This is a genomic window from Ectobacillus antri (assembly GCF_003852715.1).
Taxonomy (GTDB): Bacteria; Bacillota; Bacilli; order Bacillales; family Bacillaceae_G; genus Ectobacillus; species Ectobacillus antri.
The window spans coordinates 79,028-98,255 of sequence record NZ_RIAV01000003.1; the positions used below are offsets into that span (position 1 = coordinate 79,028).

Consider the following 19,228-nt stretch of genomic DNA (forward strand, 5'->3'; position numbering starts at 1 on the left):
AGCAGAGATGTTCAGAAATGTTGCAGAGTTGGTACAACTTGCAGAAGATGCAGGTATAAAAATTGCAGAAGTAATGATTCAACAAGAAATGCGTGTGACGGGTTCATCACGGGAGGAAGTCTTGGAAAAGATGGATCGAAATCTAACCGTCATGGAGCAAGCTGTTGAGCGCGGTCTACAGGGTGTACAATCTGTTTCCGGTTTAACAGGAGGAGATGCAGTTCTATTACAGAACTATATTAAAAGTGGTAAAGCACTATCCGGTAACTTGCTTTTAGATGCTGTGAGTAAAGCGGTAGCGACGAATGAAGTGAACGCTGCAATGGGGACTATTTGTGCTACGCCGACAGCTGGTTCAGCTGGCGTTGTCCCTGGTACGTTGTTTGCTGTCAAAAACAAGTTGAATCCAACGCGTGAACAAATGATAGAATTTTTATTCACAGCCGGTGCGTTTGGTTTTGTTGTTGCAAATAATGCTTCTATTTCAGGTGCGGCAGGAGGCTGTCAAGCTGAAGTTGGTTCAGCGAGCGGTATGGCTGCAGCAGCCATTACTGAAATGGCAGGGGGAACACCGAAGCAAAGTGCAGAAGCGATGGCAATTACATTAAAAAATATGCTTGGTCTTGTCTGTGACCCTGTAGCCGGGTTAGTGGAGGTCCCATGTGTGAAGCGTAATGCGATGGGAGCAGCAAACGCGATGGTGGCGGCAGATATGGCTTTAGCAGGTATAACCAGTAGAATACCATGCGATGAGGTGATTGAGGCGATGTATAGAATTGGTCAAACCATGCCGGTTGCGTTAAGAGAAACGGCACAAGGAGGGTTAGCGGCTACGCCGACGGGCCGAGCGCTGGAAGCGAAAATCTTTGGTGTGTCGCTCAAGAAGTGAGTCTCCACGATAAGGTTGTAGCTGTTAAAGGTATTGGTGAAGAGACTGCGCTACAACTGAATGAAATGGGTATTGTTACTGTAAATGATTTATTATATTATTTACCGTACAGATATGAAGATTATGCAATGAAAGACTTAGCAGAAGTTAAACATGAAGAACGTGTTACGGTAGAAGGCAGGGTTCACAGCCTGCCTCTTTTACAATATTATGGGAAGAAAAAGTCTCGTTTGACGTTTCGTATGCTTGTAGATCGTTATTTAATCAATGTTGTCTGCTTTAATCGGCCTTATTATAAAGAAAAATTAAACATGAATGAAGTGGTTACGGTTACAGGGAAGTGGGATCAACATCGACAAACAATATCTGTGACGGAATTGCATTTTGGCTCACTTGCTAAGCAACGTGAGATAGAACCGGTATACTCTGTAAAAGGAAAAATAACAGTTAAGCAGCTAAGGCGGTATGTATCACATGCTTTAGAGCAGTATGAAAGTAGTATACAAGATCCTTTGCCTGAAGGGTTGCTTTTGCGTTATAAATTATGGTCTAGTAGAGAAGCGCTGCGTGCGTTGCACTTTCCGTCTGGACAAGAAGAGTTAAAACAAGCACGCCGTCGATTTGTATACGAGGAATTTTTCTTCTTTCAATTAAAAATGCAGGCGCTGCGCAAAATTGAACGCGAACAATCTGCAGGTGTTGCAAAGGTATTTTCAGAATCTGTATTACACGAATTTGTACAATCGTTGCCGTTTCCTTTAACAGGTGCACAGCAACGTGTTGTATCCGAAATTGTGTCTGACTTGAAATCCCCATATCGTATGAATCGCTTGTTACAAGGTGATGTAGGTTCGGGTAAAACAGTTGTAGCTGCGATTGGTTTATATGCCGCGAAGCTTGCTGGTTATCAAGGGGCACTTATGGTTCCTACTGAAATATTGGCGGAGCAACATTTTCATTCGCTAAGAGAATTGTTTCAAGATGCATTGCAAGTACAACTGCTAACAAGTTCAATAAAGGGAACTAAGCGTCGTGAGGTTTTAAGTCAATTAGCTAGTGGAGAAATTGATGTGCTTGTGGGGACGCATGCCCTAATTCAAGATGAAGTAAGTTTTGCACGCCTTGGTTTCGTTATTACGGATGAGCAGCACCGATTTGGTGTAGCACAGCGCCGAGTGCTGCGAGAGAAAGGCGAACAGCCAGATGTTTTATTTATGACGGCTACGCCCATTCCACGCACGCTGGCTATTACGGCATTCGGAGAGATGGATGTATCAGTTATTGATGAAATGCCGGCGGGCAGAAAGGTTATTGAAACATACTGGGCAAAACATGATATGTTTGAACGTGTTTTGGCGTTCGTGGAAAAAGAACTAGTTAAAGGGCGACAGGCGTATGTGATTTGTCCGCTTATTGAGGAATCGGAAAAGTTGGACGTACAAAATGCGATTGATTTGCACAGTATGTTAACCTATCATTTCCAAACGTTTCAAGTTGGCTTGATGCATGGGCGTTTGTCTGCACAAGAAAAAGAAGCAGTCATGCAAGCATTTAGTCAAAATGAAGTACAAGTCCTGGTGTCTACTACCGTTGTTGAGGTAGGTGTGAACGTACCGAATGCTACTGTGATGGTTATTTATGATGCGGAACGATTTGGACTTTCACAGCTTCATCAGCTACGTGGTAGGGTAGGACGTGGTAGTGAACAGTCGTATTGTATTTTAATTGCAGATCCAAAGTCAGAGGTTGGTAAGGAACGGATGCGTATTATGACGGAAACCAATGACGGATTTGTGCTTTCTGAAAAAGATTTAGAACTGCGCGGACCAGGCGATTTCTTTGGCAGTAAGCAAAGTGGATTACCGGAATTTAAAGTGGCTGATATGGTACATGATTATCGTGTATTGGAGATAGCACGAACAGATGCGACATTACTTGTTAATTCGCGAGCGTTTTGGGAAGAACCTCAATATGAAAGATTGCGCAAGAATTTAGAGGAAGCTGGTGTGTTTCAAGGGGAAAAATTGGATTAAAAACGAAGGAAAAATTTTTGTTGCATTCTCTCCCGGTAAATCATATACTACTATTAGTACCTAGTCATAAATGGAAGGTGCAGAGACATGAAAAGAACTAAAAAAGAAAGGCAACAACTATTACAGGAAACGATTTCTGAAAATCCGTTCATAACGGATGAAGAGTTGGCTGAAAAGTTTCAAGTCAGCATTCAAACTATTCGGCTGGATCGATTGGAATTATCCATTCCTGAGCTAAGAGAGCGAATTAAAAATGTTGCCGCTAAGCAATTTGAAGAAAACGTAAAATCTCTATCACTAGAAGAGGTTGTAGGAGAAATTATAGATATAGAAACAGATCGTTACGCCATTTCAATATTTGATGTGAAAGAAGAGCATGTATTTGCAAGAAATGCAATTGCCAGAGGACATCATTTGTTTGCACAAGCGAATTCACTTGCTGTTGCGGTAATTGATGCAGAAGTTGTCTTAACAGCGAAAGCTAGTATTCAATACGTTAGGCCGGTTCGTTTGGGTGAACGCGTTGTTGCTAAAGCAAAAGTAAATGAGATAAGTGCAGCCCGAACCATTGTAGAAGTTATCAGCTCTGTTGGTAATGAAACAGTATTTATGGGCACCTTTAACATGCATCGTTCGATGTAGTTTTTACACTCAAAATCAGCGCTGTATTCAGACAGAAAAGTGAGGAACAAGTCATGAAAATTGCAATTGATGCTATGGGAGGCGATCATGCACCTGAAGCAGTTGTACTTGGTGCGATGAAAGCAATCCAAGCATACAAGGATTTACATATTACTTTAGTCGGAAACGAACAAGAAATTCGCAAGTATTTGAAGCAAACGGAGCGTATTTCTATTTTACACACAGATGAGGTCATTGAGGCAACGGAAGAGCCAGTACGCGCGGTAAGAAGAAAAAAAGGTGCATCCTTAGTACTGATGGCGCAAGAGGTAAAAGAAGGTCGAGCTGATGCCTGCATTTCAGCCGGTAGCACCGGGGCATTAATGGCAGCGGGGTTGTTTGTTGTCGGACGTATAGCCGGTATTGAACGACCAGCATTGTCTCCTACCATGCCGACAATTGACGGTAAAGGATTCGTTATGCTCGATGTGGGTGCTAATGTGGATGCAAAGCCAACGCATTTATATCAATATGCAGTTATGGGTTCTATTTATGCGGAAAAAGTGAGAGGTGTTGCGAAGCCGCGAGTAGGTCTTTTAAATGTTGGTACGGAAGATGGGAAGGGAAATGAGTTAACCAAAAAAGCATTTTCAATGCTTAAAGATTCCAATCTCAACTTCATCGGCAACATAGAAGCACGTGACTTATTACAGGGAGTTGCTGATGTTGTCGTGTGTGACGGCTTTACAGGAAATGTAGCGCTTAAATCCATTGAAGGTACGGCTTTGTCTGTTTTTTCAATGTTGAAATCGCAACTTACAAGCTCTTTCACAAGCAAACTGGCAGCTGCTGTCTTAAAGCCTAAGCTAATGGGGTTAAAGCAACAAATGGATTATTCAGAGTACGGCGGAGCTGCATTATTTGGATTAAAGGCACCGGTAATTAAAGCTCATGGCTCTTCAGATGAACAAGCTATTTTTAGCGCAATTCGTCAAACAAGAGAAATGGTTGAAAAACAAGTTACGCCAACAATTACAACAATGATTGAGGAGGCGTCACTACAAGAGGAGGAATAATATGGGAAAACTGGCATTTTTATTTCCGGGACAAGGCTCACAAGCCATTGGTATGGGTAAGCAGTTAGCTGAGGTATCTAAAGAGGCGGCATCTGTGTTCCAAGAAGCAAATGAAGTGTTGCAAACAAATTTGAGTGAGTTGATGTTTGCAGGGTCGCAGGAAGAGTTGACAAAAACAACAAACGCGCAGCCTGCTCTACTAACAGTGAGTGCGGCCATTCTTGCGGCAATGGAACAATACGCTATTACACCGGACTATGTGGCAGGTCACAGTCTAGGGGAATATAGCGCACTTGTGGCTGCGAAGGCTATTTCATTTGCCGATGGTGTATATGCTGTCCGAAAACGAGGAGAGTATATGGAAGAAGCCGTTCCTGACGGTCAAGGAGCTATGGCTGCCATATTGGGTATGGATGTTACCAAACTTGTTGATGTCACAGAAACAGTGACAAAGTCCGGGCATTCTGTACAAATTGCCAATATGAACAGCGCTAGTCAAATTGTAATATCTGGTACGAAAACAGGAGTGGAGCTAGCAGCTGCAGCTGCTAAAGAACAAGGAGCAAAGCGTGCCATTATGCTTCGCGTCAGCGGACCGTTTCATTCGGATTTAATGCGGCCTGCTGCAGATAAGTTTCGTTCTGTATTATCAAATATCACCATTAGAAATGCAGAGATACCAGTCATTAGCAATGTGACAGGAGAAATTGTAACTGCTAAAGAGGAAATTCAAGAACGTTTGGTACAACAATTGTACTCCCCCGTTCAATGGTATCCGTCCATTGAAAAAATGATTGCACTTGGTGTAGATACTTTTGTCGAAATCGGACCCGGAAAAGTACTTGCCGGTTTAATGAAAACCATTGCTCCTTCTGTGAAGACATATGCCATATACGATGAAGATACGATGAAAGACACAATTTCCCAGTTGAGAGGAGAATAAGTATGCTAACAGGTCGAGTCGCATTAGTAACGGGGGCATCTCGAGGAATTGGACGTGCTGTGGCTCTTGATTTAGCCAGACATGGTGCTAGCGTCGTCGTTAACTATGCAGGGAATGAAGCAAAGGCTAACGAAGTAGTTGATGAAATAAAAGCTCTAGGATCAGAAGCAATTGCAGTCAAGGCTGATGTGGCGAATGGAGAAGAAGTTGCAGAATTGATTAAAACGGCTACAGACGCATTTGGTAAAATTGATATTTTAGTAAATAATGCTGGTATTACGAAAGATAACCTGCTCATGCGAATGAAAGAAGAAGAATGGGATGCAGTCATCAATACAAATTTAAAAGGTGTGTTTTTATGCACAAAAGCTGTATCCCGTCTGATGATGCGTCAGCGCTATGGTCGCATTATTAACGTAGCATCGGTTGTGGGTGTAACGGGAAACCCGGGACAAGCAAACTATGTGGCAGCAAAAGCTGGTGTTATTGGCTTTACAAAAACAGCTGCAAAGGAACTAGCAGCTCGTAATATCACAGTAAACGCCATTGCGCCTGGTTTTATTGTGACTGATATGACGGATGTGTTATCTGAAGGTATTAAAGACGATTTGTTAAAGCTAATTCCACTTGCGAAGCTTGGTGCAGCTGAAGATATTGCCAATGCAGTTACGTTCTTGGCTTCAGAAAAAAGCGGCTATATTACCGGACAAACCTTGCATGTAGATGGTGGAATGGCCATGTAAAAGCTTTTATTGTATGATTGTTTCAATGGAACGTTGATTTCACCTAGTTTTTTTGTAAAATATTTAATATAATGACTTGAGGGGAGGTGAATAGGCATGGCAGATGTTTTAGAGCGTGTAACGAAAATTATCGTTGACCGTCTAGGTGTAGACGAGACTGAAGTGGCACCTTCTGCAAGCTTTAAAGAAGATTTAGGGGCAGATTCCCTTGATGTTGTAGAACTTGTAATGCAGTTGGAAGACGAGTTTGAAATGGAAATTTCTGATGAAGACGCAGAAAAGATTGCTACTGTTGGTGATGCTGTTTCTTACATAGAGAGCCACCTATAAGAGTATGAGCAAGTCCCTTTCTACAAGGGGCTTGCTTTTAGCATATTGCGGGCGGATATGGAGGGGCCTATGCCGTACAGACGACAGAGAGACAAGAGAACTGAATTGAAATATCGAGAAGCATTTAAAAAGTTTCAAGATGATATTGGCATTGTATTCAAAAATGAAAGATTGCTAATTCAAGCTTTCACGCATTCATCGTATGTGAATGAGCATCGTAAAAAACCTCATGAAGATAATGAACGTTTGGAGTTTTTAGGTGATGCAGTGCTTGAGCTCACCGTTTCACAATATTTGTTTCAAATGTACCCGACAATGAGTGAAGGAGAATTGACAAAAATGCGCGCAGCTATCGTATGTGAACCGTCGCTTGTGCAATTTGCCAATGAGCTTTCCTTTGGTAATCTAGTTCTTCTTGGTAAAGGTGAGGAAATGACGGGAGGACGAGAGCGTCCGGCTTTGCTAGCTGACGTATTTGAAGCATTTATCGGTGCTTTGTACTTGGACCAAGGGCTTGAAACGGTATGGGGCTTTTTAAAAAACATTGTATATCCGAAAATCAATGATGGTGCTTTTTCTCATGTGATGGATTTTAAAAGTCAGCTTCAGGAACTCATTCAGCGTGATGGAAGCGGTAGTATTGAATATCAAATTTTGCAAGAAAAGGGTCCAGCACATAATAGAGAGTTTGTGTCACGTGTGACATTGAACGGATCCGCTTTAGGACTTGGTAGCGGTAGATCTAAAAAAGAAGCAGAGCAACATGCTGCTGAAGAAGCTTTAAAAAAATTAAAAGAACATTAATAGTGCAATCCCCCTTGTGAGAGGGGGATTCGTTGTGATAGGGGGAGTACATTATGTTCCTCAAAAGATTGGAAATAGCCGGATTTAAATCTTTTGCTGAAAAAGTATCCATTGATTTCGTTCCTGGTGTCACAGCTGTTGTTGGACCGAACGGAAGTGGGAAAAGTAATATAACAGATGCAATTAGATGGGTTCTTGGTGAACAATCTGTAAAATCTTTGCGTGGTGCCAAAATGGAAGATGTTATTTTTGCCGGAAGTGACTCGCGCAGGGCTCTAAATGTAGCTGAAGTGACACTAACACTTGATAATGAAGATGAACGCTTACCGGTAGCGTATAGCGAGGTCAGTGTAACCAGACGAGTATATCGTTCTGGTGAGAGCGATTTCTTTATAAATAAACAATCATGTCGATTAAAAGATATTGTGGACTTATTTATGGACTCCGGTATGGGGAGGGAAGCTTTCTCTATTATTAGTCAAGGGAAGGTAGAACAAATTTTAAGTAGTAAGGCAGAGGATAGACGTAGTATTTTTGAGGAAGCAGCAGGTGTATTAAAGTATAAAACACGGAAAAAAAAGGCAGAAGTAAAGCTCGAAGAGACTCAAGAAAACTTACATCGGGTGGAAGATATCATCCATGAGCTAAGCGCACAAATTGAGCCCCTTCGCATGCAGGCATCCGCGGCAAAGGATTATTTAGAGCAAAAAGAAGTGCTTGAACAAGTAGAGGCTGCGTTGATTGTACATGAGATTGAAGAATTGCATCAAAAGTGGGAAAAGTTACTTGCAGAGCTGGAACAAAACAAAGAACGAGAACTGCAGCTGGCTACAAAACTGCAAAAAGATGAAGCTTTTATTGAGGAATTACGCTCTCAGGTGCAGGCTGTAGATGAGTCAGTTGCTTCTTTGCAAGAAGTTTTGCTTTTAACAAGCAAAGAACTGGAGAAATTGGAGGGGCAGCGTGAGCTTTTAAAGGAAAGAAAGAAAAATGCAAGTGCCCATTCTGTGCAATTGCAAGAAAGTATTGATACGTTAGCATCTAAGCTTGCTGGGTATGAGGCAAGTATTGTCTCCGAAAATCAAGTGTTGCATAGGATGAAAGAACACGTGGCGGAGATTAAGCAGAAATTAGAGGAAAAAGAAATTGCAATCGCCAATCTGGAGCAGAATTTAGATGAGCAAATAGAGTCATTAAAGGCGGATTATATTGAAATTTTAAATGAACAGGCTGGCTATCGCAATGAATTGGTCATGCTTGAGGAACAAGCGGGACAATATGCATTCAAAAATAAGCGCCTAGATGAAGAAAATGCCAAGTATCTTCAGTTAAGAAATGAAGTGCAAGCCAAAAAAGAGCGTTTAATTTTACAATATCAAGAAATGGAAACCAAAACGAAAAATACTATGCTTTTGTTGCGAGAAACAGAAAATGCATTAGAACAGCGCAAAAAGCAATGTGCCATAGATGAAAGCAAGCTGTATCAAGCATATCAATTTTTACAACAAATGCGTTCTCGCAAAGAAATGTTGGAGGAAATGCAAGAGGATTACACTGGATTTTATCAGGGTGTACGTGAAGTGTTAAAGGCGCGAGGAAGTTTGTTACAAGGGATTGAAGGGGCCGTTGCGGAGCTCATTGCAGTACCACAAAAATATGAAATTGCAATTGAAACGACACTAGGTGCTGCTATGCAGCATGTTGTAGTAGAAACAGAGGCGCATGGTCGTGCAGCTATCGCTTTTCTAAAAACCAATCAATACGGGAGAGCAACGTTTTTGCCGCTAAGTGTAATAAAAGGAAAGCAGATTGGTGCAGAAGTATTACATATAGTTAAGCAGCATGCAACGTTTTTAGGTGTAGCTGCCGATTTGGTTCAATATGATCCAAAATATAAAGCAATTGTTTACAATTTGCTGGGTACTGTTTTAGTAACAGCTGATTTAAAAGGAGCAAATGAATTGGCGCGTCTCGTGCAATATCGCTATCGTATTGTTACACTAGAAGGGGATATTGTAAATCCAGGAGGTGCTATGACTGGTGGTGCTGTAAAGCAGGCACGCACATCGCTTCTTGGCAGACAGCGCGAGCTGGAAGTAACTACTGAAAAGCTCAAAGACATGGAAATAAAAACGCATGCCTTAGAGGAACAGGTTCGTCAAGCGAAGCGTGAGATAGAAGAAAAGGAAATTCTTCTCGCCAAGCTTCGTCAGCAATTAGATGAAATACGCCCGAATGAGCAAAAGCTCGTAGCTGAATTGGCACAGGTAGAATCTGAGGAACAAAGGGTGAATGAGCGCCTTTCTATGTATGATTTAGAGATGGAAGGGTTCCAAGAAGATGAGTTCAAAGTAAAAGAGCGTCAGAGTCATTTAAAAGACAAACTTGCAATCATTCAGAAAAATCTTCAGAATATGGATGAAAACCTTGCTAAGCTGACTAAACGAAAGCAGGAACAAGCTGCCTTACGTGATAGACTGCAAGCAGAAATAACTGATTTAAAGGTACAACATGCACAACAGCAACAACGGTTGTCTAATCAACAGGAGAAAACAATTCGACTTAGAGAAGAGCAAAAAGAAACAGCGGAATTACTGACAAAAACACAAGAAGATCTCTTGTTCTTAAAGCAAGAGATGAACTCAAATTCAAGTGGCGAGCAGCAAATTGAAAAGCGTATTATGAAAAAAGCACAGGATAGTGAGCAGACAACAGAATTAATAAGTACGCGGCGTAAGCAACGTTTTGAGATGCAGGGCAAATTGGAAAGTTTAGAATTGGAAACGCGTGAAACAAAAAGAAACCATAAGTACTTGTTGGATGTCACAAAAGATCAAGAGGTACAAGCAAATCGTTTAGACGTAGAACTCGAAAACAGGTTACAACACTTGCGTGAAGAATACGGTGTATCGTTTGAAGCTGCCAAAATCAAATATCCAATGCTAATAACTGCCGAGGAAGCACGTAAAAAAGTACGCCTTGTGAAAACATCAATTGAAGAGTTAGGCACTGTAAACTTAGGTGCAATTGATGAATATGATAGAGTTTCAGAACGTTATACGTTTCTTCTCACACAGCGCGATGATCTTCGTGAAGCAAAGGAGACGCTACACCAAGTCATTGGAGAAATGGATGAAGAAATGAAAAAACGCTTTTCCTTTACGTTTGAGGCCATTCGAGCAGAATTCCAATTTATTTTCAAAGAACTGTTTGGCGGTGGGCGCGCTGATCTTGTGATGACTGATGCAAAAGATGTTTTGCATACAGGTGTTGACATTGTAGCACAACCTCCCGGTAAAAAACTGCAGAATCTCGGATTGTTATCAGGGGGAGAGCGTGCTTTGACTGCAATCGCGCTATTGTTTGCTATTTTAAAGGTACGACCGGTTCCGTTTTGTGTACTAGATGAGGTAGAAGCCGCGCTTGATGAAGCAAATGTAGCACGATTTGCGCAGTATTTAAAGCGATTCAGCAACGAAACGCAATTTATTGTTATTACGCACCGAAAAGGTACAATGGAAGAATGTGATGTTCTCTATGGTGTTACAATGCAAGAGTCTGGTGTGTCTAGGCTGGTGTCAGTTCGATTAGATGAACCTGTTATAAATGAATAGAGAGGAAGAATATGCATGAGCTTTTTTAAAAAGTTAAAAGAAACGATTTCACGACAAACAGATGCTGTTACGGAAAAGTTTAAAAGTGGGCTTGAGAAAACCCGTAATTCCTTTTCGGAAAAAGTAAACGATCTCGTGTTTCGTTATAGGAAAGTAGATGAAGACTTCTTTGAAGAGCTAGAAGAAATCTTAATTGGTGCGGATGTTGGTGTTACAACGGTTATGGATTTAATAGATCAGCTGAAAGAAGAAGTGAAGCGTCGTAATATTCAAGATCCACGTGATTTACAAAGTGTTATCTCGGAAAAACTCATTGCTATTTACAGAGGCGGTGAGGAATTTAGTAATGAATTGAATATGCAAGATGGATTAACGGTTATCTTATTTGTTGGTGTAAACGGTGTAGGGAAGACGACAACCATTGGCAAGCTTGCATACAAGCTTAAGTCTGAGGGAAAATCTGTTGTGATGGCAGCTGGTGATACATTCCGAGCCGGTGCGATTGAGCAATTAGAGGTATGGGGGGAGCGCGTTGGTGTAGATGTTATTAAACAAAACTCTGGTTCAGACCCAGCGGCTGTGATGTATGACGCAATTCAGGCAGCAAAAGCGCGTAAGGCGGACGTACTCCTCTGTGATACGGCAGGTCGTTTGCAAAATAAGGTAAACTTAATGAAAGAGCTTGAAAAGGTAAAACGTGTTATTGAACGTGAGGTTCCGGGTGCACCGCATGAAGTGCTACTAGTAATTGATGCGACAACAGGTCAAAATGGATTGAGTCAAGCCAAAACATTCCGTGAAGCAACAGATGTGTCTGGTATTGTTTTAACAAAGCTTGATGGGACAGCCAAAGGCGGTATTGTACTAGCTATTCGTAAAGAAATGAATGTTCCTGTCAAATTTGTAGGGTTAGGGGAAAAGATGGATGATCTGCAACAGTTTGATCCAGAGCAGTATGTATACGGATTGTTCGCAGACTTAGTGGAGACCGCAGAGTAAAGAGGCATTCTTTCAGTATAGAAAGGTGTGCAAGTGAAAAAGCTTGACAGTCTATTCGACAACTTGTAAACTAGGTTTGTAAAGGTAATTCACTTAACAAAGGATGATAACCATGCTCGAAAAAACAACGAGAATGAACTATTTATTTGATTTTTATCAATCGTTGTTAACACCGAAGCAACGGAGCTATATGTCGCTGTATTATTTGGATGACTATTCACTCGGAGAAATTGCTGAGGAATTTGAAGTAAGCCGTCAAGCGGTGTATGATAATATAAAGCGTACAGAAGCAATGCTTGAGGAGTATGAAGATAAGCTGTTACTGTTAAAAAAGTTCCAAGATCGTAAGTTGCTTCTTGTAAAACTTAAAGACTTAATCAGCAACGAGCATGTACATGAAGAAGTGAAACAAGTTGTTGAAGCTATTGAAAAATTAGAATAGGAGGGCGGCACTATGGCATTTGAGGGATTAGCCGACCGACTTCAACAGACATTACAAAAGATTCGCGGCAAAGGGAAAGTAACCGAGGCTGACGTAAAAGAAATGATGCGTGAAGTGCGCCTTGCTTTATTAGAAGCGGATGTAAATTTTAAGGTAGTAAAAGATTTTGTCAAACGTGTATCAGAGCGCGCAATTGGACAAGACGTAATGAAGAGTCTTACGCCTGGACAACAAGTCATCAAGGTTGTGCAAGAAGAGCTAACCGAGTTGATGGGTGGATCTGAGAGTAAGATTGCCGTTGCAAAGCGTCCGCCGACAGTCATCATGATGGTCGGCTTACAAGGTGCTGGTAAAACGACAACAACCGGAAAACTTGCAAATTTATTACGTAAAAAGTATAATCGCAAGCCATTACTTGTTGCTGCTGATATTTATCGTCCTGCTGCCATTAAGCAGCTTGAAACACTCGGTAAGCAACTTGGCATGCCTGTATTTTCACTAGGAGACAAAATAAGTCCCGTGGAAATTGCAAGACAAGCGATTGAAAAGGCAAAAGAAGAGCATCATGATTATGTTCTAATTGATACAGCGGGACGTCTGCATATTGATGAAGAACTAATGGATGAATTACAACAGGTGAAGGAGTTATCTAAGCCTGACGAAATTTTTCTTGTTGTTGATGCAATGACAGGACAAGATGCCGTCAATGTTGCGCAAAGCTTCCATAATCAACTTGGTTTAACAGGGGTTGTTCTTACAAAACTAGATGGTGATACGCGCGGTGGTGCGGCCCTTTCTATTAAAGCAGTAACAGGAACACCGATTAAGTTTGTTGGTATGGGTGAAAAATTGGATGCCCTTGAAACCTTCCATCCGGAGCGCATGGCGTCGCGTATTTTAGGCATGGGAGACGTCCTTACGCTTATTGAAAAAGCGCAGTTTGCGGTTGATGAAGAAAAAGCAAAAGAATTAGAACAAAAAATGCGTTCGTTATCCTTTACACTTGATGATTTTTTGGAACAACTCGGACAAGTACGTAAATTGGGACCTTTGGATGAAATTCTTGGTATGCTTCCAGGGGCAAATAAAATCAAGGGTTTAAAAAATGCCCAAGTTGATGAAAAACAAATTGGTCATGTTGAAGCTATCATTCGTTCGATGACAACAATGGAGCGAGAACAGCCTGAAATTATTAATGCTAGTCGTAAAAAACGAATTGCAAAGGGAAGCGGTACAACTGTACAAGAAGTAAATCGCTTGCTTAAGCAGTTTGAAGACATGAAGAAGATGATGAAGGCAATGACAAATATGCAAAAAGGTAAGAAAAAAGGCGGATTTAAGTTTCCGTTCATGTAAAAAGAAAGAAAGTACACAAAAAATGATACCTGTTAAGAAATTTTACTTTACAAAGGGTCATAACTTTTGCTAATATTATTATCTGTGTGAAACATATTCGGAGGTGCTTTATAAATGGCAGTTAAAATTCGTTTAAAACGTATGGGAGCTAAAAAATCTCCTTTCTATCGTGTAGTTGTTGCAGATGCTCGTTCTCCTCGTGATGGACGCTTCATCGAAGAAATTGGTTACTACAATCCAGTAGCACAACCAGCTGAAGTTAAAATCAACGAAGAGCTTGCGTTGAAATGGTTACAAAACGGTGCGAAGCCATCTGATACAGTTCGCAACTTGTTCTCTAACCAAGGAATTCTTGAGAAATTCCATCTAGCTAAACAAGGTAAGTAATTTGATGACGGGGTTAATCGAAACGATTGTAAAAGCCCTTGTGGATCATCCTGAAGATGTATTGGTTACACAAGATTTCAATCACGGAAGCATCACGTATCGATTAACTGTACATCCAGAGGATGTAGGGAAAGTCATTGGGAAGCAAGGGCGTATTGCAAAAGCTATTCGAACAGTCGTTTATGCGGCAGGTCATAGCAAAAGCGAAAAAATTACGCTCGAGATTATGTAGAAGGGAGAGGACTTACGCGCCTCTCCCTTTTATTAATTGTTTTACGGTTTGGGCAACATAAATGAAAGATAATACAAACAAGTTTAAGCGAAGTGTGCAAGTACAGAATAGCATGCTATACATATAAAAGCAGGAGTTGAGATTGCATGACAAAGTGGTTTAATGTAGGAAAGATTGTAAACACACATGGCATTCGCGGGGAGGTTCGTGTTATTTCTCGTACAGATTTTCCGGAAGAACGCTATAAAGTAGGAAATATATTGTATATTTGGAGAGAAAAAAATGAGCCGCTTCCTGTAACAATCACCTCCCATCGCCGCCATAAAAATTTTGATCTATTAACGTTTGAAGGCTATACTAATGTAAATGAAGTGGAAGTATTTAAAGGTTCTATTTTAAAGGTACCTGATAGTCAGCTTGGTGAATTGCCTGAGAACGAATACTACTATCACGAAATTATTGGATGTACTGTAGTGACCGAAGACGGAGAAGAACTGGGTAAAATCAAAGAGATTTTAGCGCCAGGTGCAAATGATGTATGGGTTGTAAAACTGGCGAATGGTAAAGAAGCATATATTCCATATATTGAACAGGTTGTGCTTAAAGTGGATGTAAAAGAAAAGATGGTAACAATTCATCTGATGGAAGGCTTGCTGTGATGAAAATTGATATTTTAACGCTGTTTCCTGAAATGTTTTCCGGTGTATTTGGATCATCCATTTTAAAGAAGGCACAAGAAAAAGAAGCCGTTTCAATTAATATCATTAATTTTCGTGACTATTCTACAAGCAAGCATGGCAGTGTGGATGATTACCCTTATGGCGGAGGTGCCGGTATGGTGTTAGCTCCGCAGCCTATTTTTGATGCTGTGGAGGCAACAAAAGGTGACAGTGCTCCTCGTGTTATTCTAATGTGCCCGCAAGGAGAAAGATTGACGCAGCAAAAGGCTGAGGAGCTCGCCAAGGAAGAGCATCTCATTTTTATATGCGGTCATTATGAAGGGTATGATGAGCGTATTCGTGAGCATCTTGTTACGGATGAAATTTCAATTGGGGATTTTGTATTGACTGGTGGCGAATTGGCTGCTATGGTAGTGACTGACAGTGTCGTTCGTCTTTTGCCTGAAGTCATTACAGCGGAGTCACATATGAAGGATTCCTTCAGTACTGGTTTGCTTGAACACCCTCATTACACACGTCCAGCAGAGTTTCGTGGTTTTAAGGTACCTGAAGTATTAACATCTGGTAATCATAAAAAAATAGACGAATGGCGTCATAAAGAATCGCTCCGACGTACGTACTTGCGTCGCCCAGACCTGTTAGAAGGTAAAGAACTAACAAAGCAAGAAAAGCAATGGGTGGAAGAATTTAAATATGAATCCAAAGCGCAAACAGCAGTTGAATAGTTTATCTGTATTATCGTTCATGACGAGAATCATCCTCCCTCAAGCTACATAAACCGATAGGAAGAACGCTTGGTATGTATTAAAAAGTGCAAGTTTTTCACCTTTACACCTCTTGCAACCTATTTTTAAATATGCTATTATAACACTTGTGACTTATAGAGTCCGTAACCACGATGTTCCGCTGCAGCATAAGACTGGTAAGAGCATCCGTTTGGAAGGAGAGAAAGAAACATGCAAAATTTAATCGCAGAAATCACGAAAGGTCAATTAAAAACTGATCTTCCTAACTTCCGCCCTGGTGACACAGTACGTGTACACGTTAAGGTAGTTGAGGGAACTCGTGAGAGAATTCAGCTTTTTGAAGGTGTTGTAATCAAGCGTCGCGGTGGCGGCATCAGCGAAACTTTCATCGTTCGTAAAGTATCTTACGGCGTGGGCGTTGAGCGTACATTCCCTGTACACACACCAAAAATTGCTAAGCTTGAAGTATTGCGTCGCGGTAAAGTACGTCGCGCGAAACTTTACTACTTGCGTAACCTTCGCGGTAAAAAAGCACGTATTAAAGAAATTCGATAAGATAAGTATGGGAGCTTGTGATTGCAAGCTCCCTTTTTCCAATCATATTGGAGGTACAGTATATGGCTAAAAAAAGTCAAACATGGGAATGGATAAAGGCTGTTATTATTGCGGTTGCGCTAGCTTTTGTAATTCGTTACATATTCTTTGCTCCTATTTTGGTGGATGGTGTATCCATGATGCCAACCTTGCAAGATCGTGACCGTATGATTGTCAATAAGATTGGCTACCGAATCGGCGAGCCGAAGCGATTTGATATTATTGTTTTTAAAGCAACGGAAGATAAAGATTATATCAAGCGTATTATTGGCTTGCCTGGTGATCGAATCGAATATAAAAATGATCAGCTCTATGTTAACGGAAAACTATATAAAGAGCCTTATTTAGACGAATATAAGCAAGAAGTTACGGACGGTCCGTTAACATATGACTTTACACTAGAAGAAGTAACTGGTAAAAAAACTGTACCAAAGGGACAATTGTTTGTTTTAGGTGATAATCGTCGCTTTAGCAAAGACAGTCGTACAATTGGGACAATCTCCATGAAACAAGTAGTGGGAAAAACCAATATTGTATACTGGCCGATTCCTGATATACGTATTATTAAACAACCGTAAGAAGGTGACAACATGACAATTCAATGGTTTCCGGGACATATGGCGAAAGCGAGAAGACAGATTACAGAGAAACTAAAGTTCATTGATGTGGTAATTGAACTCGTAGATGCTCGTTTACCTGCTTCGTCAAGAAACCCGATGATAGATGAAATTGTTTCCCATAAGCCGCGTTTACTTGTGTTAAATAAAGCGGATATGGCAGATGAAACAATGACGAGAAAGTGGCTTCAATACTTTGAGGGTAAAGGCTTTAAAGCCATCTCAATTAATGCACAAGCTGGACAAGGTATGAAAGAGATTGCTGCAGCCTCAAAAGATCTTGTCAAAGAGAAATTTGATAAGCTTATAGCAAAGGGAGTAAAGCCGCGTGCGGTGCGTGCGCTTATTGTCGGTATTCCCAATGTTGGTAAATCAACATTGATTAATAAGCTGGCGAAGAAAAATATTGCCAAAACCGGAGACCGTCCCGGTGTAACGACTGCACAACAATGGATTAAAGTAGGAAAGGAACTAGAACTTTTGGATACCCCAGGTGTACTTTGGCCTAAGTTCGAAGACCAGCTTGTTGGACAACGGCTTGCGGCAACAGGCGCAATCAAAGATTCCATTTTAAACTTACAAGACGTTGCCGTGTATGCACTTCGCTTTCTAGCAGAACACTATCCAAAACAACTGCAAGAACGATTCGGACTTGAATTTATTTCGGAAGATATTGTTGAGCTGTTTGATGAAATTGGAAAGCGCCGCGGTTGTTTGATGGGCGGCGGTATGATTGATTACGATAAAACAGCGGAGCTTGTATTACGAGAGTTGCGTGCTGGAAAAATCGGTCGTTTTACGTTCGAAGATCCAGAGTTATTAGAAGAATAAAGGTACGCATAGGCGTACCTTTTTTATATGAGGTGTCATGTATGAAACAAACAATGAAGGATATCGAAGTGCTGCTTACTGAAATTACAGATGAACAAGATGCGCGTTTTTCTGAGTTACTTCAAGACGAACGAAAAGGTGTGCAGCGGTTAATTGCCAAATGGCGTAAGCAAAAAGAGCAGACTGAGCGAGAACGGGCTGTATTTATAGAAATGTCGCAGTTTGAACAAACATTGCGAGCTACCGGAATACAGTATATTGCCGGTGTAGATGAAGTTGGCAGAGGGCCGCTAGCAGGTCCTGTTGTAGCAGCCGCTGTTATACTGCCCCCAGATTTTTATCTGCCAGGCGTTAATGATTCAAAAAAGCTAAGTGAGGCAAAGAGAGAAGAGTTTAGTCGCTATATTAAAGAGCATGCACTTACAATATCTGTAGGGATTGTAGATGCGGATGTTATTGATACAGTGAATATATATCAAGCAACGAAACAGGCCATGCAAAAAGCAATTCAAGGACTTACCATCCAGCCTGAGCATCTCTTAATTGATGCAATGGAGTTACCGCTTGAGTTGCCACAAACCTCCATTATCAAGGGAGATGCTAAAAGTATTTCTATTGCAGCTGCATCTATCATAGCTAAAGTAACACGAGACAATATGATGAAAGAATTGGGAGAGCAGTATCCCGCTTATGGTTTTGAGAGACATATGGGATACGGAACGAAGGAGCATTTGGAAGCCATTGAAACATATGGTATTCTGCCAGTGCATAGGAAATCTTTCGCTCCTATTAAAGAGCAACTGTAAATACTTGAAAGGGTCACTGTGAAGTGACTCTTTTTTCAGAAGTGTATAAAAAACAAAATATGTTACATACGCTACCTACCGACCGGTCAGTAAAAAAAGAAAAGGAATAAATTTTTCATATAATCCCCTAAAGTAGAAAGGTTACTCTTACGACTCCGACAGTTCATGGAGGACGTATACCCAAATGAACAGATATATGAACAACAGTTCCGCGAAGCCGCGCACATCTGGCATATTCGCCCATTATGTAAGAAATGAAGCTTAGAATTTATTTTTACCTAAAAAGCTTAGCAACGTTGAGTATGAGCCGCTTTGTGAGGAGATGGGGCGTTCGGCAATGTATGATTGTGTAGAGAGATACGCGTGTCAAGTAAGAATATACACACGTAGCAAGGCGTTCTAGAGCTGTGATTTTCTGGCTGTTTATCTTTCGAAAAAACTATGTAGACTTATATAAATATGTAACAGGACAAGTGTTAGCGGTA

General features: G+C 41.0%; 20 protein-coding genes. All 20 read left to right on the forward strand.

Going from position 1 to position 19,228, the window contains the following annotated elements; genetic code table 11:
- Positions 1-7: 7 nt before the first annotated feature.
- The 20 genes from sdaAA (at position 8) to EEJ45_RS04750 (ending at position 18,743) form a co-directional block, all read left to right on the forward strand.
- Positions 8-889 carry an L-serine ammonia-lyase, iron-sulfur-dependent, subunit alpha gene (sdaAA, locus tag EEJ45_RS04655; protein WP_124563633.1) on the forward strand — a complete coding sequence of 294 codons (882 nt, stop codon included), beginning with the start codon at positions 8-10 and terminating at the stop codon, positions 887-889.
- Positions 886-2,922 carry an ATP-dependent DNA helicase RecG gene (recG, locus tag EEJ45_RS04660; RefSeq protein ID WP_124563634.1) on the forward strand — a complete coding sequence of 679 codons (2,037 nt, stop codon included), beginning with the start codon at positions 886-888 and terminating at the stop codon, positions 2,920-2,922. Before sdaAA ends, recG begins: the two co-directional genes overlap by 4 nt.
- Positions 2,923-3,009: 87 nt before the next feature.
- A complete protein-coding gene (gene fapR, locus EEJ45_RS04665; RefSeq protein WP_124563635.1) occupies positions 3,010-3,564 on the forward strand; it encodes a transcription factor FapR in 555 nt (184 codons plus the stop codon).
- Positions 3,565-3,617: 53 nt separating this feature from the next.
- Positions 3,618-4,619, forward strand: a complete 1,002-nt coding sequence (gene plsX, locus EEJ45_RS04670) for a phosphate acyltransferase PlsX (RefSeq protein ID WP_124563636.1) — start codon at positions 3,618-3,620, stop codon at positions 4,617-4,619.
- Position 4,620: 1 nt separating this feature from the next.
- Complete coding sequence (gene fabD, locus EEJ45_RS04675; protein WP_124563637.1) at positions 4,621-5,562, forward strand: ACP S-malonyltransferase; 942 nt, start codon at positions 4,621-4,623, stop codon at positions 5,560-5,562.
- A 2-nt stretch (positions 5,563-5,564) separates the two neighbouring features.
- Positions 5,565-6,305, forward strand: coding sequence for a 3-oxoacyl-[acyl-carrier-protein] reductase (gene fabG / locus EEJ45_RS04680; RefSeq protein WP_124563638.1), 741 nt, complete (start codon positions 5,565-5,567; stop codon positions 6,303-6,305).
- A 96-nt stretch (positions 6,306-6,401) separates the two neighbouring features.
- Entirely contained in the window at positions 6,402-6,635 is a 234-nt protein-coding gene (gene acpP, locus EEJ45_RS04685; RefSeq protein WP_124563639.1) for an acyl carrier protein, read from the forward strand.
- Between the two features lie 69 nt (positions 6,636-6,704).
- The gene (rnc, locus tag EEJ45_RS04690; RefSeq protein ID WP_124563640.1) at positions 6,705-7,439 is read left to right on the forward strand and encodes a ribonuclease III; all 735 of its coding nucleotides are present in this window, start codon (positions 6,705-6,707) and stop codon (positions 7,437-7,439) included.
- Positions 7,440-7,492: 53 nt separating this feature from the next.
- Complete coding sequence (gene smc / locus EEJ45_RS04695; RefSeq protein WP_124563641.1) at positions 7,493-11,053, forward strand: chromosome segregation protein SMC; 3,561 nt, start codon at positions 7,493-7,495, stop codon at positions 11,051-11,053.
- Between the two features lie 15 nt (positions 11,054-11,068).
- Complete coding sequence (ftsY, locus tag EEJ45_RS04700) at positions 11,069-12,052, forward strand: signal recognition particle-docking protein FtsY (protein WP_124563642.1); 984 nt, start codon at positions 11,069-11,071, stop codon at positions 12,050-12,052.
- Between the two features lie 112 nt (positions 12,053-12,164).
- On the forward strand, positions 12,165-12,494 hold the full coding sequence (locus EEJ45_RS04705; RefSeq protein WP_124563643.1) for a putative DNA-binding protein: 330 nt from the start codon (positions 12,165-12,167) through the stop codon (positions 12,492-12,494).
- 12 nt (positions 12,495-12,506) lie between these two features.
- Positions 12,507-13,850, forward strand: a complete 1,344-nt coding sequence (gene ffh / locus EEJ45_RS04710; protein WP_124563644.1) for a signal recognition particle protein — start codon at positions 12,507-12,509, stop codon at positions 13,848-13,850.
- 114 nt (positions 13,851-13,964) lie between these two features.
- On the forward strand, positions 13,965-14,237 hold the full coding sequence (gene rpsP / locus EEJ45_RS04715) for a 30S ribosomal protein S16 (RefSeq protein WP_124563645.1): 273 nt from the start codon (positions 13,965-13,967) through the stop codon (positions 14,235-14,237).
- Between the two features lie 4 nt (positions 14,238-14,241).
- Entirely contained in the window at positions 14,242-14,469 is a 228-nt protein-coding gene (locus EEJ45_RS04720) for a KH domain-containing protein (RefSeq protein ID WP_124563646.1), read from the forward strand.
- A gap of 146 nt (positions 14,470-14,615) precedes the next feature.
- A complete protein-coding gene (gene rimM, locus EEJ45_RS04725; protein ID WP_124563647.1) occupies positions 14,616-15,128 on the forward strand; it encodes a ribosome maturation factor RimM in 513 nt (170 codons plus the stop codon).
- Complete coding sequence (trmD, locus tag EEJ45_RS04730) at positions 15,128-15,874, forward strand: tRNA (guanosine(37)-N1)-methyltransferase TrmD (protein ID WP_124563810.1); 747 nt, start codon at positions 15,128-15,130, stop codon at positions 15,872-15,874. The genes rimM and trmD overlap by 1 nt, the downstream gene beginning before the upstream one ends.
- A 231-nt stretch (positions 15,875-16,105) precedes the next feature.
- Entirely contained in the window at positions 16,106-16,450 is a 345-nt protein-coding gene (gene rplS, locus EEJ45_RS04735; RefSeq protein WP_124563648.1) for a 50S ribosomal protein L19, read from the forward strand.
- A gap of 62 nt (positions 16,451-16,512) precedes the next feature.
- Positions 16,513-17,067, forward strand: a complete 555-nt coding sequence (gene lepB / locus EEJ45_RS04740; protein ID WP_124563649.1) for a signal peptidase I — start codon at positions 16,513-16,515, stop codon at positions 17,065-17,067.
- 12 nt (positions 17,068-17,079) lie between these two features.
- Positions 17,080-17,937, forward strand: a complete 858-nt coding sequence (gene ylqF / locus EEJ45_RS04745) for a ribosome biogenesis GTPase YlqF (RefSeq protein WP_124563650.1) — start codon at positions 17,080-17,082, stop codon at positions 17,935-17,937.
- A gap of 41 nt (positions 17,938-17,978) precedes the next feature.
- The gene (locus tag EEJ45_RS04750; RefSeq protein ID WP_124563651.1) at positions 17,979-18,743 is read left to right on the forward strand and encodes a ribonuclease HII; all 765 of its coding nucleotides are present in this window, start codon (positions 17,979-17,981) and stop codon (positions 18,741-18,743) included.
- Positions 18,744-19,228: the final 485 nt, after the last annotated feature.

Coding starts and splice junctions, on each gene's coding strand:
- EEJ45_RS04705 (WP_124563643.1), top strand. CDS start 12,165: ATGCTCGAAAAAACAACGAGAATGAACTATTTATTTGATTTTTATCAA.
- ylqF (WP_124563650.1), top strand. CDS start 17,080: ATGACAATTCAATGGTTTCCGGGACATATGGCGAAAGCGAGAAGACAG.
- ffh (WP_124563644.1), top strand. CDS start 12,507: ATGGCATTTGAGGGATTAGCCGACCGACTTCAACAGACATTACAAAAG.
- acpP (WP_124563639.1), top strand. CDS start 6,402: ATGGCAGATGTTTTAGAGCGTGTAACGAAAATTATCGTTGACCGTCTA.
- trmD (WP_124563810.1), top strand. CDS start 15,128: ATGAAAATTGATATTTTAACGCTGTTTCCTGAAATGTTTTCCGGTGTA.
- EEJ45_RS04720 (WP_124563646.1), top strand. CDS start 14,242: ATGACGGGGTTAATCGAAACGATTGTAAAAGCCCTTGTGGATCATCCT.
- rimM (WP_124563647.1), top strand. CDS start 14,616: ATGACAAAGTGGTTTAATGTAGGAAAGATTGTAAACACACATGGCATT.
- rnc (WP_124563640.1), top strand. CDS start 6,705: ATGCCGTACAGACGACAGAGAGACAAGAGAACTGAATTGAAATATCGA.
- fabG (WP_124563638.1), top strand. CDS start 5,565: ATGCTAACAGGTCGAGTCGCATTAGTAACGGGGGCATCTCGAGGAATT.
- rpsP (WP_124563645.1), top strand. CDS start 13,965: ATGGCAGTTAAAATTCGTTTAAAACGTATGGGAGCTAAAAAATCTCCT.
- plsX (WP_124563636.1), top strand. CDS start 3,618: ATGAAAATTGCAATTGATGCTATGGGAGGCGATCATGCACCTGAAGCA.
- fabD (WP_124563637.1), top strand. CDS start 4,621: ATGGGAAAACTGGCATTTTTATTTCCGGGACAAGGCTCACAAGCCATT.
- lepB (WP_124563649.1), top strand. CDS start 16,513: ATGGCTAAAAAAAGTCAAACATGGGAATGGATAAAGGCTGTTATTATT.
- ftsY (WP_124563642.1), top strand. CDS start 11,069: ATGAGCTTTTTTAAAAAGTTAAAAGAAACGATTTCACGACAAACAGAT.
- fapR (WP_124563635.1), top strand. CDS start 3,010: ATGAAAAGAACTAAAAAAGAAAGGCAACAACTATTACAGGAAACGATT.
- rplS (WP_124563648.1), top strand. CDS start 16,106: ATGCAAAATTTAATCGCAGAAATCACGAAAGGTCAATTAAAAACTGAT.
- sdaAA (WP_124563633.1), top strand. CDS start 8: ATGTTCAGAAATGTTGCAGAGTTGGTACAACTTGCAGAAGATGCAGGT.
- smc (WP_124563641.1), top strand. CDS start 7,493: ATGTTCCTCAAAAGATTGGAAATAGCCGGATTTAAATCTTTTGCTGAA.
- EEJ45_RS04750 (WP_124563651.1), top strand. CDS start 17,979: ATGAAACAAACAATGAAGGATATCGAAGTGCTGCTTACTGAAATTACA.